This is a genomic window from Capnocytophaga sp. H4358 (assembly GCF_002302515.1).
GTDB classification, from domain to species: Bacteria; Bacteroidota; Bacteroidia; order Flavobacteriales; family Flavobacteriaceae; genus Capnocytophaga; species Capnocytophaga canis.
Genome location: NZ_CP022380.1, coordinates 228,689 through 245,406 on the forward strand (window position 1 = coordinate 228,689; position 16,718 = coordinate 245,406).

At 35.9% G+C, this 16,718-nt stretch carries 9 protein-coding genes; 4 read left to right on the top strand and 5 right to left on the bottom strand.

Going from position 1 to position 16,718, the window contains the following annotated elements:
* Window positions 1-31: 31 nt before the first annotated feature.
* A complete protein-coding gene (locus CGC49_RS00995) occupies window positions 32-484 on the bottom strand; it encodes a DUF302 domain-containing protein (RefSeq protein ID WP_064504542.1) in 453 nt (150 codons plus the stop codon).
* A 103-nt stretch (window positions 485-587) separates the two neighbouring features.
* Window positions 588-2,057 carry a potassium/proton antiporter gene (locus CGC49_RS01000; protein ID WP_042008163.1) on the bottom strand — a complete coding sequence of 490 codons (1,470 nt, stop codon included), beginning with the start codon at window positions 2,055-2,057 and terminating at the stop codon, window positions 588-590.
* Between the two features lie 175 nt (window positions 2,058-2,232).
* Here CGC49_RS01000 and CGC49_RS01005 point away from each other — a divergent pair, with 175 nt between their 5' ends.
* The 3 genes from CGC49_RS01005 (at window position 2,233) to CGC49_RS01015 (ending at window position 5,224) form a co-directional block, all read left to right on the top strand.
* Complete coding sequence (locus CGC49_RS01005) at window positions 2,233-2,520, top strand: hypothetical protein (protein ID WP_042345328.1); 288 nt, start codon at window positions 2,233-2,235, stop codon at window positions 2,518-2,520.
* Between the two features lie 97 nt (window positions 2,521-2,617).
* Entirely contained in the window at window positions 2,618-4,453 is a 1,836-nt protein-coding gene (gene mutL / locus CGC49_RS01010) for a DNA mismatch repair endonuclease MutL (protein WP_095911653.1), read from the top strand.
* Window positions 4,454-4,468: 15 nt separating this feature from the next.
* Window positions 4,469-5,224, top strand: coding sequence for a rhomboid family intramembrane serine protease (locus CGC49_RS01015; RefSeq protein ID WP_095911654.1), 756 nt, complete (start codon window positions 4,469-4,471; stop codon window positions 5,222-5,224).
* 151 nt (window positions 5,225-5,375) lie between these two features.
* Here CGC49_RS01015 and CGC49_RS01020 read toward each other — a convergent pair whose 3' ends face one another.
* Entirely contained in the window at window positions 5,376-8,324 is a 2,949-nt protein-coding gene (locus CGC49_RS01020; protein WP_095912651.1) for a VIT domain-containing protein, read from the bottom strand.
* A 400-nt stretch (window positions 8,325-8,724) separates the two neighbouring features.
* Between CGC49_RS01020 and CGC49_RS01025 the strand changes: the two genes are divergently transcribed.
* Complete coding sequence (locus CGC49_RS01025; RefSeq protein ID WP_095911655.1) at window positions 8,725-12,636, top strand: Ig-like domain-containing protein; 3,912 nt, start codon at window positions 8,725-8,727, stop codon at window positions 12,634-12,636.
* 155 nt (window positions 12,637-12,791) lie between these two features.
* Here CGC49_RS01025 and aroQ read toward each other — a convergent pair whose 3' ends face one another.
* Entirely contained in the window at window positions 12,792-13,205 is a 414-nt protein-coding gene (gene aroQ, locus CGC49_RS01030) for a type II 3-dehydroquinate dehydratase (RefSeq protein WP_095911656.1), read from the bottom strand.
* A gap of 65 nt (window positions 13,206-13,270) precedes the next feature.
* Complete coding sequence (gene secA / locus CGC49_RS01035; RefSeq protein ID WP_095911657.1) at window positions 13,271-16,624, bottom strand: preprotein translocase subunit SecA; 3,354 nt, start codon at window positions 16,622-16,624, stop codon at window positions 13,271-13,273.
* Between the last annotated feature and the right edge of the window lie 94 nt (window positions 16,625-16,718).

Genomic DNA, 16,718 nt, shown 5'->3' on the forward strand with positions numbered 1-16,718 from the left:
ATAAACTTTTTTTCCACATATTAGATTGAACTTATGTAGAAATACTTTTTTCTATTATTTTTAGTATTGCTTGGTCAATTTTTTCAAGTAAAGGTTTTGTTTTTTCAATCGTATAATCATTATATAAGGTTTCTAAACGTTTATAGGTTACAAAAGTTTTCCCATTGACTTCTCTAATAAGTATTTTTAAAGGTAATTCAATAGCTAATAATTGATTTTCTTGCATCAAAACGGTACCTACTTTCGGATTCCCTATAATTAAAACTGTGGTAGGAGCCAAATGTAGTGCCGATTTTTTAGCTGCTTTGCTATGATCAATCACTGAAAATATTTGTATATTCTCCGAGGTCAATCCTTTTTTGAGTAACTTTATTGTCTGCTTGAAATCATACTTACTTTCTACAGTAAACAACTTGTTATCAATCGATTGTGAAAACACACTTATCGAAAAGAGACATATAAAAAATTTAAATAACTGCTTCATATGAATTTTAAATTTATTTTTGAACTTCCATAGGTATCCCCTCTCTCTGGTAATTTATTTCTACTTTTATCTGAGTGAAAAAATCTTCAAGTTATTATTAAAATTATGACTCCAACTCCAAAGCATTGCGAACTTCATCCATAACTTGGGTGTTATCAGATATAACAATCAGGGTATCATTTCCTTCAATTTGGGTAGAACCGTTAGGAGTTATGTATTTGTCTTTGCGTTTTATCATTGCTATAATGGCATTGGAAGGAAAGTCCACATCTACTATTTTTTTGTCTACCACATAGCAATCTTCTGGAATAAAAATTTCTTGCATGACCGCACGAGGATGTTCTCTCTTGATAGCATCGGCTGGGTTTTCTTCATTTTCGGCAGGTTGTTCAGATGCCAAATTGAGCCACTTGGCTACCATTGAAAGTGTTGTTCCTTGAATTAATACGGAAGTTACCGAAATAAAAAATACTATATTAAAGATGATATTTGCTTTTTCAAGACCTGCTAACATAGGGTACGTGGCAAATACAATAGGTACAGCTCCTCGGAGTCCAACCCACGAAATATAAGAACGTCGTGCGAAACTCATTTTGAAAGGCAATGTTCCCAAAAACACACTTAATGGACGTGCGACTAAAATCAAGAATACAGAAATCAACAATCCAATTCCCATCAATGGAATGGTTTCAGAAGGATTAACTAATAAACCTAAGGTCAAGAACATCACAATTTGCATTAACCATGCCAATCCGTCAAACATTTTGATAACACTTCCTTTGTGGATAAAACTGTGATTACCTAAGTAAACCGCAGCTACGTAAATTGCTAAAAATCCATTACCACCAAGTGCTTCGGTTCCTGAAAAAGTAATGTACATTAAAGCTATGGCTAACACAGGATATAATCCTTCAAATCCTAAAGATATTCTGTTGAAAATAATTTTACTAAGTCTCCCAAAGATAAATCCTAAAATACCACCTAATATAATCTGCTTTAAGAAAATAAAAATTACACCTAATAAATCTTGATCAGGAATTTGTACCAAACCTAAAAAAGTAGTTGTTAAAACGTAAGCCATAGGGTCGTTACTTCCGCTCTCAAACTCCAAAGTTGGACGTAAATTTTCTTTGAGTTCTAGATTTTTAGATCGTAAAATCGAAAATACAGCAGCAGCATCAGTCGATGACACAATCGAACCTAATAGCAAACTCTCAAAAATAGTAAAATCAGTAACATACCACACAAAAACTCCTAAAAACACGGCGGTGAGCAGTACTCCAACTGTAGAAAGCATAATCCCTTGTCCCAAAATGGGTTGTACAGACTTCCAACGAGTCTCCAATCCTCCTGAAAACAAAATAAAATTCAGAGAAAGAATTCCAATGAATTGAGCCAATCCAGGATTATTGAACTCTATTTTCAAGATACCATCACTACCGGCAAGCATCCCAACACCTAAAAATAAAATCAAAGTAGGCACTCCGAATTTGTAAGAAGTTCGTCCTGCAACGATACTAACAAGTAGTAGTAAAGACCCGACGAGTAATATGTTTTCCGAGGTTAAATTCATAATATGTACATGGTTTTGGTGCGAAAATATGAAAAAAAATTAAGAACCAAAACTGAAAAAATAGTTTTATGCTAAAAAAAATGACTATCTTTGCATTACCCGTTGATGTCTTTTTCATAAAGAAACGTAAAAACTAAGATGTACTATTTTATATCTATCTGAAAAATAAATTGTTATGAAATTTAAATTATTCTCCTTACCAAAAAATAAAAAATACAATTACACTCCTCGCTATTATGATGGAAAAGAAAAAGGAAACATCTATGATTTAGACTCTCGTATCCGAAAAGATCGCGAAACACAGACCAATCACTTCACTGCTCAATGGCGAGATGTCCGTGCTAACAGTCGAAATACCAAGAACGTAGAAATCAACAAAACTTTTCTAATTGTGTTAGCGATTTTACTATTTTTAGCATTGTATATACTTGATTTTGATCTATCTATATTTAAAAGGAGCTAATATATAAAAAAATCAGCCTGATAGGGAATAGATTAAAAAATATAGCTTGAGATATACAATCCCACAGACTACCAAGAAAACGATTCCTAAAATAAAAATGACCGATATAATTCGTTTATTACCCGATCACGTTGCCAATCAAATTGCAGCAGGAGAAGTAATTCAGCGACCTGCCTCTGCAGTGAAAGAATTACTTGAAAATGCGATTGACGCCAAGGCTACTAACATAAAACTCATCGTTAAGGATGCAGGAAAAACTCTTATCCAAGTCATTGACAATGGCATAGGAATGAGCGTAACAGATGCCCGACTTGCATTTGAACGACATGCTACCTCCAAAATTCAAAAAGCGGAAGATTTATTCCAATTGCAAACAAAAGGATTCCGAGGGGAGGCATTAGCCTCCATAGCGGCAATTGCTCATGTGGAACTTATCACTAAACGACCTACGGATGAATTAGGAACAGAACTTCGGATAGAAGGAAGCAAGATAACTTATCAAGAACCATGTGTTACAGCTGATGGCACTTCTATTTCAATGAAAAATTTGTTTTTTAACATCCCTGCTCGACGAAATTTTCTCAAATCGGACACCGTAGAATTACGACATATATTAGATGAATTTCATCGTGTAGCATTGGCTCATCCAAATATCCATTTTCACTTTTACAACAATGGGAATGAACTATTTAACTTACCTATCACAAATTTTAGACAACGTATCGTACACCTTTTTGGTGGAAAAACAAATGAAAAATTAGTACCTATTGAGGAGGAAACCCCCATTTTGAAAATAAGCGGTTTCGTGGTGAAACCTGAGTACATAGCTAAAACGAAATCCCTGCAATTTTTAATGGTAAACAATCGTTTTGTAAAAAATAGATATCTAAATCACGCTATTACGGTGGCCTACGAAGGACTTATTAACAGCCAACAACAGGCTGAATATTTCATTCGATTGGAAGTTAACCCTTCAACCATAGACATCAATATTCACCCAACTAAAACTGAGGTAAAATTTGAGGACGAACACAGCATTTACGCTCTCCTCAAGTCGGCAGTAAAACACAGTTTAGGACAATTTAATATAGCTCCAGTACTTGATTTTAATCGAGACACGACTTTCGACATTCCTTATAGCTATAAGGATAAGGAACCTGTTTTTCCAAAAATTGAAATAGATCCTAATTTTAATCCTTTTAAAGAAGAAACTCAAAACAACCGAAATTCGGGAAATGGACAGAACTTTTCTTCGCACCCTAAAAAACAAAGCTCGTGGGAAAGTCTGTATGTAGGTATCGAATCTGATTTGAATAGCTTTGAACCACAAGTAATTGAGAGTAAACTCTTTGATGTAGAACCGTTGTCACCGCAAATAGGAAAAAATATACTGTCAATAGGAAAGAAATACCTTGTAACAACGTTGCATAATGAACTAATTATCGTTAATATAAACCGAGCGCATCAGCGGATTTTGTATGAAGATTTTCTGAAAACCTTAAAATCAACAAGTACAGCAAGTCAACAACTAATGTTCCCTCTGGAATTATCTTTTTCAAGGGAGGAACTTGATGTGGTTAAAAGATTAAAAGAATTATTTGAAAATATTGGTTTTATTATTGATATTCAAGAAGATAAAATACAAATAAATGGAGTTCCTCTACATATTTCGGACAGCGATATTCCCAACGTATTTCAAGAACTCATTCAGCAACACTTTGAAAACCTACCTACAAACGAAAACTCTCAAAAAGAGGCTTTTGCACAAAGTCTTAGCCGTAGTTTAGCCATAAAAACAGGACAAAACCTAACGGAACAGGAGCAAGAAACTTTGTTAAATAATTTGTTTGCTTGTAAAGAAAGTTTAATTTCGCCACTTGGAAAGCGAGTGTATAGCCATCTTTCACTTAATGAAATTGATAAATATTTTTAATCTATAATATATTTCATGGAACGTATCACACAAATAATCAAACACTTAATAATCATAAATGTTATTGTATTTTTCATTGCCGAATACAATTTGATTCCCAACATAAATCTCACAGAAAATGCTGCGATCTACTTTTTTGAAAATCCTAATTTCAAATGGTGGCAGTATATAACATATATGTTCATGCACGGCGGACTAATGCACTTATTTTTCAATATGTATGCACTTTGGGCATTTGGCAGTCCGTTAGAAAAGATTTGGGGACAACAAAAATTTTTGTTTTTCTATTTCTCGTGTGGCGTAGGTTCAGCGTTAATACATTCAGGAGTGAATTACTACTATTTTCAGGAAGGATTACAAGCCTTAGCTGATAATGGTTTTACGCCCGAAATGGTGAAAAATGTATTAGCCGAAGGTAAGTACAACACAGCTTGGGAGCATATTATTCCTAAAAGTACGTTTAACGATATGATGAGTTCCTATTTTACACCAGCTGTGGGAGCTTCAGGAGCAATTTACGGGATTTTAGTCGCCTTTGGGATGATGTTCCCTGATGCCAAACTCATGATGATTTTCATTCCGTATCCGATAAAAGCTAAATATTTCATTCCTATTTTGGTGGGAATAGATTTATTCTCAGGTGTTACAGGATTCTCTATTTTCGGTGGTAATATCGCACATTTCGCACATGTTGGAGGTGCGTTGATTGGATTTTTAATGATGTGGTATTGGAAAAAGAATTCCTTTGATGCCAATGGATGGAAACGATAGCATAATAATAGCCTCTGTTTAACCTATCAATAGCAATACATAAAAGTTTTTGAAGACTTTTTATAACATCACCAAGGTCAAACAGAGGCTTTTTATTTGAATGAAATTTTCAACTTCTTCTTATATACCCCCTACAATTTTTCCAAATGAATTACTTTTTATAAATAAACTTTCCTACATCAATAACTTCTTTATTATTAGTAAGCCGAATGACAACTTCTTGTTTTTTCTGATTTCTGGAACCATAATTGGTGAAAAATTCTAAACGAAGACTTACTGGGAACAATTGTTTTTGTGAATAATTTCCGTAATATTGTACCTGAATTTCATATTGACCATCAATTGCTTTTCTTATCATAAATTCCTCTGGTCCATAGCCTCCTGTAAAATCATTTGATATTTTCCCTCCATACTCCGTCAGGTCGTTTGAATAATAGCATTTTTCCTTTTTAGGGTCAGTTACCCATAAATCCATATCGGAACTATCTGTATCCCAAGTAAGTACAACACGTACATCAACTGGTTCATTTTTCAGTAATCGCTTGTCTATAAAGGACGTTTTTACATTTTTTTGCGTATTAACAATGTTATTAATTTCGTTCATTGCAATAAGTTCGATACCATAAAAACGACTATTCCATACTTCGGTAACAACTTTATAAAGCGTTTCAACAGCTTTATTATACTGTTTATCTTGAGCCAATGCCAAACCTAAATCACGGAACGATTGAGGCTCTTCTTCTCTCATTTTCAGTACTTTTTGAAATATCAATATGGCCAATTTTGGATTTTTGTACTCTAATAATTTATATCCCAAAACTCGCAAAATTTGAGCTTCTTCTAAGTTGAGTTCCGCTAAGTTTGAAAGTATCAAAGTTGCAGTTTCGCTTTTTCCTTTTTTGAAGAAATAATCGGCAACGTCGACGTAAAAAGCGGGGGTTTTACCATATTCTTGCTTTAATTTCAAGTAAGTTTCATAGGATTTCCTTTCGTCTGTATATTCTAATACTTTTTGATAAGGCGTATCAGGATTCCAACTATTTAACTGAATATCAATATTTTTATTTTGACTAACGCTTGTTTTTTCAGCCATTTTTTTGCTTCCTGCACCGGTCATCGCAACCATCTCTTTCATTTCGGACGCTACTTCGGCTTCTTCCATAAAAGCTATTTCTTCTACTGCCACTTCTCTCCTATCTGAATGAGTAGCAGATATTACCACAACTTCCTCAATTGCAGATGCAGGTGGCGATGGGGGTGGAATCTCTCCCTTTCCGTTTTTTTCCTCAACACTAATTGGAAAACTCGTGTTCCACCACTCACTTTGGGCTTTTGACATCGCAATAACCTCCTCAATTTTGTCTTTTTTCTGAGATTTTTTGCGATTTTCTTCCTCCTTAGCGTATTTATCTTCCCGAGCAACGGCTTCAAAATAATCTTTTTGCAGTTCTGTTGGAGGAACGATTCTATTGGCAACATAATCCGATAAAAGTTCCAAAACAATGAGCGATGTTCCTTCAGTTACAATACCAAACTCTTTCCCAACGGCATCTATTTTATCCTGATTTTCAGCTTCTGACCTCATTTGTGCGATTTTCTTCCCTGCCCAAAAACGTTCTAACTGCTTAAATTCTTTTTCGGAAGAATCCATATTTTTCTGAACGGTAACTATTTTACTTTCAGTGATTTTATTTCCATATCCGAAAGAAAACTCCAACTCTGCTTTATCCGATTGCAATTGCCCCGCAAATGAAAAATAGTTCTCTGTGATTGGACTTCCTACTTGTGGATATACATCCGACACTTTTCCTGACTTCACTTTTGCCTCAATCAAACGAAATGTTGGTTTTAGTAATTTTTCCAAAGAATTTTCAACTGTTTGTTGTGATAAATTGATAAAATTTCCACCTGTCTGATTGCTTATATATTGCATTTTATCAGTATTTGCTACTGATTTTGAATTGATTACATACACAGGTTTTTGGATAATAGCAGTCAATAATTTCAAATCTTTTTCCTCTCCAAAATTGAAAATTCCGTCCGTGAACACCAAATACTCATCACTTGAATCCTTAATTTCCAATGGATTAACATAAGTAGCTCCATCATAAGTTTGTTTTTTCAAATAAGAATTTAACGCTGACCAATCTCCATTTTTAATACTAAATTTTTTAGGAACATTAGCACGAATATTAAATGTAATTAGCTCAACATCAACATTTTTTATGGTTTTAAAATAGACATCTAACAATTGATATTCCTTATCAAAATCACGTTCCTCACTTGAAGCCGAAATATCCCAAAGCAATCCAATCTTTTTGGGAAACGATTTGTTGTTAATTATCTCTTTTTCAGGTAAAATACTTCCATAAAAGTACGTTTTTTGGTTTTCTGTAGAAGCAAAAATCTGCTGTTTTTCTATTTTTGGAAATATTAAAGTGATGTTTTTATTAAGCCTATAATCCGTTTTTGTCAATTCTGAAATATACGAATTTCGCCATTTTTTGAATGATAATTCCACTCCATCATCTTCTGTTTTTACTTCTCTTGACACAATTTCAGCTTTCAAACTGAATTTTTTTAGCGTAAAATCTCCTTTTATGGGTAGAAAATAGAAATCTTTTCCATTTCTATGACTTAATTCTTGTTCAAAAGCAATCAAAATACGTCGAGACCCCTTTGCAGGTATAGGATAAACACGTGCTTTGAAATTGTTTCCTTCGGTTTTTTCCAATAAACCGGGGTCAACACCACGTCTGACAATATTTTCAAAGGCTACACGTCCTTGTTTTTTATCCACTACTACGCCTTCACGTAACTTTCCGTTGATGTCCAAGGCAAAACGAGAAACCACTTGTCCTGCTCCGAGAGGAAACTCAAATTCACCTTCCATCACCCGATCGTTAGGATTATAGAACACCATTTCCATAGTGGTAATCGCTGTTTGCCCTACAACGTAAATGTCAGTGTGCAACTCTTGCAATTCCATAGGATTTGCATTTTGCTGACTTGCAATTTTCATTTTAGGAAGCATCGATTGTGCATGAGAAACTACACTCATCAAAATGCTAACACCGGAAAAAAGATATTTGTACTTCATAGCATTATATTTACAATTTTTAAACATTTTGAAGAGGTCAAATACTGTGCCAAGAGGATAGGTTAATTACGAATTTTAAATTACGAATTACGCTAACTCTTAATCCATAACCACTAATTATCCAATACTCAATTCGTAATTAACTTATTATCCTTCTAAATTTAACACTTAAAGAAATGTTAATAAATTGACAGTTCAGGTACGATTTTCGACCGTTCATGCATAAAACAGTATTTTAGGTTCAATATTTTAACATTTAACAAACGTTAACAATTGTAGTTATTTACCAAATTCTGTTATTTTGTTGTGCGATTTGAAACAGAAACTGATGATTAACATACTCAAAAAACTATAAAACATAAGGAAATATTTTTAAAATAGTAAATCAAATTTGATAGTTATGAATACAAAGATTGGAAAATGGGTAGTGACCAGTGTGGTTGCTTTAGTTTTACTTTTGGCTTGTATTAAAGAAGAGCCTATCATTCACGTAACGAGTGTTACGTTAGAGAAAAATGAATTGGAATTGACGGAAGGGGACAACCACAAACTGTCAGTAATAGTTCTTCCTGAAGATGCTACCAACGCAAGTGTCAGCTGGGAAAGTAGCAACACCGATGTAGCTACAGTTGATGCCAAAGGGCTGATTACAGCATTGAAACCAGGTACGGTTGAAATCACAGTAACTACCGAAGATGGAGAAAAAACCGCCGTATGTAAGGTAACCGTTGCCCCACGTTTTATCCATGTAATTTCGGTGAGTATTTCCCCTGAAAAACTAACTCTCACTGAGGGGAATACGCACTCTTTAACCACTACGGTATTACCCGCTGAGGCTACTAACCCAAAAGTTATGTGGAGTTCTGCGGATAGCACGATTGCTACGGTAAATGAAATGGGAGAGCTAACGGCTCTTAAGGCGGGAGTGGTGACCATTACGGCAACCAGCGAAGATGGAGGGAAAAGAGCTCTCTGTGAGGTTACTGTTGAGGCAAAAATTATTGAAGTGGAAAGCGTACGCCTATCGGAAGAGCAAATTACGTTAGTGGAAGGAAATACATATTCTTTAACAGCCACCGTACTGCCTGCCGATGCTACCAACAAAAACATTCATTGGACAAGTGAAAATGAGGCTGTTGTCACCATAAACGAAGGAGGGTTACTAACCGCTCATAAAGTGGGTACAGCTACCGTAGTGGTTACTACAGAAAGCGGGAAAAAGACTGCAATTTGTCGAGTGACCGTCGAAGCAAAAGTCATTGCTGTGGAGAGCGTAAGCCTTTCTGAAGAGCAAATTACGTTGGTGGAGGGCAATACTTACAGTTTAACGGCTACCGTTTTACCTGCCAATGCTACCAATAAAAAAGTAACTTGGACAAGTGCTAATACCGCTATTGCTACCGTGGACGATTTGGGGAAAGTAACAGGTGTAGCTTCAGGAACGGTATACATTACAGCTACTACCGAAGATAGCAAGAAAACAGCCTCTTGTAAGATAACCGTATCCAAAAAAGTGATTACAGTAGCCTACGTAAGTTTGGACAATGAAACTATCACCTTATTAGAGGGTGACACCAAAACTTTGGTTGCTACCGTATCACCTACCAATGCAACCAACAAAAAAATAACTTGGACAACTACTGATAAAACCATTGCTACGGTAGATGCAAATGGAAAGGTAACGGCTATTACAGCAGGAGTAGTTAGCATTACAGCTACAACAGAAGATGGCGGAAAAAAAGCATCGTGCAGAGTAACTGTAGAAAAAAACATAGTAGCTGTAACAAACGTAAGCATACAGCCAGAAAGCATTGTCTTAGCGATAGGAAACCAACGTCAATTATCTGCTACGGTATCCCCTACAAATGCAACCAACAAAAAAGTAACTTGGACGAGTGCTGACCCTTCCATTGCTACGGTGACTGCCAGTGGAAAAGTAACGGGCGTTGCTTCAGGAACAGTATACATCACAGCTACTACCGAAGATGGAGGAAAAAAAGCTTCTTGTAAAGTAACTGTAGAATCCGTAATAGCTGTAACAAATGTAAGCATACAACCCGAAACTATTACCTTGCCAGTAGGAGACGAACTCCAATTGACTGCAACGGTATCCCCCACGAATGCAACCAATAAAAAAGTAACTTGGACAACTGCCAACGCAGGAATAGCCAAAGTGGATAATCACGGAAAAGTAACAGGCGTAGCTTCAGGAACGGTATATATTACCGCTACTACCGAAGATGGCGGGAAAACTGCTACATGTAAAGTTACTGTGGAAATTCCAATGATTCAGGTAACAAGCATAAACATACAACCCGAAACTGCCACAGTAACTGTGGGTGGAGAACAACAGCTAACGGCTAATGTATTACCTACAAACGCCACTAACAAAGCCGTAACGTGGACAAGTGGAAATACCTCCATAGCTACCGTTAGTGCCAGCGGAAAAGTAATGGGCGTTGCTTCAGGAACTGTTTATATTACAGCTACTACCGAAGATGGTTCTAAAACAGCCTCCTGTAAAGTAACGGTAACAGCTTCCTCGGTGATATCCGACGGAGCAAATATTAACGGAAGTGTATTAACAGGATGGGATTGCACAAAAATTCCTGCTGATGGGAAAGTGATTATTCCTGCTAACGTGACTATAATAGGCAGTAGAGCCTTTGCACAATGTAAAAGACTAAAAGAAGTAGTAATTCATGGAAATGTGAACATGATTGGAGAAGAGGCTTTTCAAAACTGTACGGCATTAAACAAAGTAACCATAGCCGAGGGAATGAAACGTATTGAAACGTCTGCTTTTGAAGGTTGCTCATCGTTGCAATCCATTGTTTTACCAGCAACTTTAGAAAACATAGGCCCAAGACTATTTGCAGATACCCCATCATTGGTTTCAATTACTGTAAAAGCACCTGCTCCTCCTCGAACTTATGCTCTATATAGTTTATCACTTTTTGGACACGGTAACAAAAATCCGTTTATTTATGTGCCACAAGCCTATGTAGACACCTATAAAAACGACCCTAATTGGTTTTGGAGCGAATACCGAGATAGAATATTTCCTATGCCTAACGAAGGTAACACGCCTTCTGTACAAGTAACTTCTGTAGAATTATCTTCAAGTAGTTTAATTTTAAGACCAGGAAGTATCCATAATTTGTTAGTGAGGATTTTGCCAACGAACGCCACTAACCAAGCCATAACTTGGGCAACCTCTAACGCTGAAATAGCTACGGTACACGGAAATGGAATAGTAACCGCAATAGGAGTAGGAAAGGCTCAACTCACAGCTACAACTGTCGATGGAGGTAAAATAGCTACTTGCTTTGTAACGGTAAGAGATGACGATACACCTCGCATTGTAATGAAAGCTATAAGTAACTCAATTACATTAATTATTGACGCAGCACCTGAAGATCGAAATGATATATGGATTGATTTTAATAACGATGGACAAAAAGATACAAACGAAAATGTAACAACTTTTGGTCATAACTTAATTTCTAATGCAATCATACAACAACCTTTTCCAGAAAAAACAGTAACAATTTACGGAAAAGTAACTTTTTTGAAGTGTACTAATAACAACCTGACAAGTTTGGATGTTTCTAAAAACACAAATTTAACATTTCTAGACTGTAGTGGAAATAATCAACTGTACGGTTTGGATATTACCAAAAATACAAATTTAACATTTCTAGACTGTAGTGGAAATCAACTGTACGATTTGGATATTACCAAAAATACAAATTTATCGGAACTTATTTGTCGTCAAAATCAATTAACTAACTTAGATGTTAGTAAAAATACAAATTTAAAATCTCTTGATTGTTGGAACAATACACTTACTGATTTAGATGTTACCAAAAATACAAATCTAAATTACTTAAATTGTATGGGAAATCGACTAACCAGTTTAGATGTCAGCAAAAATGCAAATTTGATACAGTTTGTTTGTAGTGTTAATCAATTAACCAGTTTAGATATTACCAAAAATACGAATCTAACTCTTTTAATCTGTGGAGGAAATCAACTATCAAATTTGAATATTACCAAAAATACCGAATTACAAAGATTTGATTGTCATTCCAATCAATTGACTGATTTAGATATTAGTAAAAATGCAAAATTAAATCATATTACTATCATAAACAACAACCTAACCCCTGCAAGCAAACAAAAAATTGTAGATGATTTGCCCACACGCTCAGCATCTGAACAGGCAAAATTTAACAATTACAACTATCAAGACTTTTCTCAAAGTCAACTTAATGCTATTAGAGCAAAAGGCTGGACGGTGGTTAATTAATTACGAATGAAAAATTACGAATTACGAAGTTAATTACGAAGTACGATAGTTAATTACGAAGTACGATAGTTAATTACGAATGAAAAATTACGAATTACGGGGGCGAGGCTTTTCCGTAATTCGTAATTTGTAATTTCGTAAAACGAATAGCGAATTTATAGAAAACTTATCAATGCCAGTTCATAACTTTTCAAACCCAAACCTAATATAAGTCCCTTAGCCACAGGCGAAATATAGGATTTATGACGAAAAGTTTCACGTGCATAGGTGTTGGAAATATGCACTTCTAATACAGGGGTGGTGACTGCTTTGATAGCATCGGCAATAGCAATAGACGTATGCGTATAAGCCCCTGCATTGAGGATTATTCCGTCATATTCAAAGCCTATTTCATGAATTTTATCAATGAGTTCTCCTTCTATATTGCTCTGATAATAAGTCAGTTGCACGGAAGGATATTTCTTTTGCAACTTTTCAAAAAATTGTTCAAAAGTTTCATTTCCGTAGATTTCAGGCTCTCTTTTTCCTAATAAATTCAGATTAGGCCCATTGATGATTGCTATTTTCATAATATGTTGATTATATAGAAAGGCTACCTGTTCAGATAGCCTTTCAATTTCATTTAGTAACTTAACTAACTCGGAACTACAATCCACTCTCCTTTTTCAATGAGGGGAATAGCTTGTTTATATTTCATTTCTTTACGTTCACCGGTACGAATATTTTGTACCATAATACGCTCGTTTCTATTGATTTTAGGTTGTTCACGTACGATGGTTTCCACCACTTGCGAACGTCTTGACACAGCCTGTCCAGCTTCACGCTGTTGATTTGCCACCTCATCGCCAACTTCTTCACGCGATGTTCGGTAATTTTCAGGCTGACGTTGTACTCGTTGTTCCTCTTGAATTGGTGTATTCTGCGTAGGCAATTCGGCACGGAACAGAAATGAAATAATTTCCTTATTTACTTTATCTATCATTGAACTAAAAAGCTCGAAAGCCTCAAATTTATAGATAAGTAACGGATCTTTCTGCTCATGCACAGCCAATTGTACCGACTGTTTAAGTTCATCCATACGACGTAAATGCGTTTTCCATTCCTCATCAATGATAGCTAAAGTAATATTTTTCTCAAAATCACTGATTAATTTCTTGCCATTACTTTCGTAAGCCTCCTTCAAATCGGTAACGATGTTCATAGCCTTTTGTCCGTCCGTGAATGGCACTACGATACGTTCATAGGTATTCGATGGATTTTCGTAAACACTTTTTATCACAGGAAAAGCTGTTTCGGCACTGCGTTCTGTCTTTTCTTGATAGTGAATCAATACTTCTTTGTAAAGTGTATTAATCAAATCATTAACAGACGATTTTCCGAATTCAGATTCGGTAATTTGAGATTTCAAAGAGAAAAATCGAATAAGTTCGTATTCAAAATTTTTGAAATTATTTCCTCCTTTATTTTGCTCTACAATAACTTTACAAGTATCATAAATCATATTCGCCAAGTCCACTTTAAGGCGTTCTCCCTCCAAAGCGTGACGACGGCGTTTGTAGATTACCTCACGTTGTGCATTCATCACATCGTCATATTCAAGCAAACGCTTACGAATACCAAAATTGTTTTCCTCTACTTTCTTTTGTGCTGCTTCGATACGCTTAGTCATTAATGAATGCTCAATCACATCACCTTCTTTATGTCCTAATTTATCCATAAATTTAGCAATGCGTTCCGAACCAAACAAACGCATCAAATTATCCTCTAATGACACGAAAAATAAAGAACTTCCAGGGTCTCCTTGACGTCCCGAACGACCGCGAAGCTGTCTATCCACACGACGTGAATCGTGGCGTTCTGTACCGATAATTGCCAAACCTCCTGCAGCCTTTACCTCTGGAGTTAACTTAATATCAGTTCCTCGACCTGCCATGTTGGTTGCAATAGTCACCACCCCAGGCTGTCCAGCTTCTGCTACAATTTCAGCCTCTTTTTTATGCAACTTAGCATTCAAAACATTATGCTTGATTTTACGCATGGTAAGCATACGGCTCAAAAGTTCTGAAACCTCTACCGAAGTAGTACCAATAAGTACAGGACGACCTGCTTCTGAAATACGCGCAACTTCCTCAATTACAGCATTATATTTTTCACGTTTGGTCTTATAAATCAAATCATTTTTATCCTTACGAGCAATAGGTCTGTTGGTAGGGATTTCCATTACATCTAATTTATAAATCTCCCAAAATTCCCCAGCTTCCGTAATTGCAGTACCCGTCATTCCCGATAGCTTGTTGTACATACGGAAATAATTCTGTAAGGTAATGGTAGCATACGTTTGCGTTGCAGCCTCAATTTTTACGTTCTCTTTTGCTTCAATAGCTTGGTGCAACCCGTCGGAATAACGGCGACCATCCATAATACGCCCTGTTTGTTCATCAACAATCAATACCTTGTTGTCAATTACCACATATTCAACGTCTTTTTCAAATAACGTGTAGGCTTTCAATAACTGATTCAATGAGTGAATACGCTCACTTTTTACATTGAAATCCTGAAATAATTTTTCCTTTAAGGCTGCCTCTTCCTCAATAGGCAAACCTTGTTTTTCTATTTTTGCTATTTCAATGCTAATGTCGGGCAGTACAAAGAAATTCTTATCCCCATCAAAAGAAATATCAGCAAAACCTTTATCAGTAAGCTCTATTTGATTATTTTTTTCATCAATCACGAAATACAATTCCTCATCTACTTTTGGCATTTCGCGATTATTATCCTGCATATAGAAGTTTTCGGTTTTTTGAAGTAATTGCTTAACTCCTTCTTCACTCAAAAACTTAATAAGTGCTTTATTTTTGGGCAATCCTCGATACACACGAAGCAATAGAAAACCTCCCTCTTTGGTGTTTCCTTCCGCAATGAGCTTACGGGCGTCGGCAAGAACCTTTGTCAAATACTGACGTTGTTTCGACACCAAATCCGACACTAAGGGTTTCAATTCGTTAAACTCGTGCAACTCTCCTTTAGGCGTTGGCCCTGATATAATTAACGGAGTACGAGCATCATCTACTAACACCGAATCTACCTCATCGACAATTGCATAATTATGAACTCGTTGCACCAAATCTTCCGATGTATGTGCCATATTATCACGCAAGTAATCAAAACCAAATTCGTTATTAGTTCCGTAGGTGATGTCGGCATTATAGGCATTACGACGCTCCTGTGAATTAGGTCGATGATTGTCAATACAATCCACACGCATTCCATGGAACTCAAAAAGTGGCCCCATCCAAGCACTATCCCTACGTGCCAAATAATCGTTCACGGTTACCAAGTGTACTCCATTTCCTGTTAAAGCGTTCAAATAGACCGGTAAAGTAGCTACGAGAGTTTTCCCCTCTCCTGTTTGCATTTCTGCAATTTTTCCTTGATGCAGAGCAATCCCTCCGATGAGCTGTACGTCATAATGCACCATATCCCAAGTAACTTGCTTACCTGCCGCATCCCAAGAGTTTTGCCAAACAGCATTATCACCTTCGATTGTTACGTAGGATTTAGTAGCCGAAAGTTCCCTGTCATAAGGGGTCGCCGTAACCGTAAGAGTAGGGTTACCTGCCAAACGCCGTGCAGTTTCTTTTACTACAGCGAAAGCCTCAGGCAAAATCTCATCCAAAGTCTTTTCTGAAATTTCATAGGCCTCTGCATTTAGACTGTCAATTTCGGTATATAGATCTTCTTTTTCATCTATATCATCCGTTTGATTTGCTTTCTGTTGTAAATCAAATATTTTAGCATCAAACTCAGCTCGAGCGTCACGAATTTTTTGTTTAAATTCAATTGTTTTAGCACGTAATTCATCGTTAGAAATAGCTTCCAACTGTTGTGCATATGTTTTTATTTTTTCTACAATAGGCTGAATAGACTTTAAATCTCTTTTTGCTTTATCACCTACAAAAATTTTAATCAGTGAATTTACAATACTCATTTCTAATACGTTATTTAGTGGTTAGAGTTAGTAGGCCTTTCTAATAAAATGCTTAATACTAACATCTTAAATATTTTATATAATTATAAAGGTT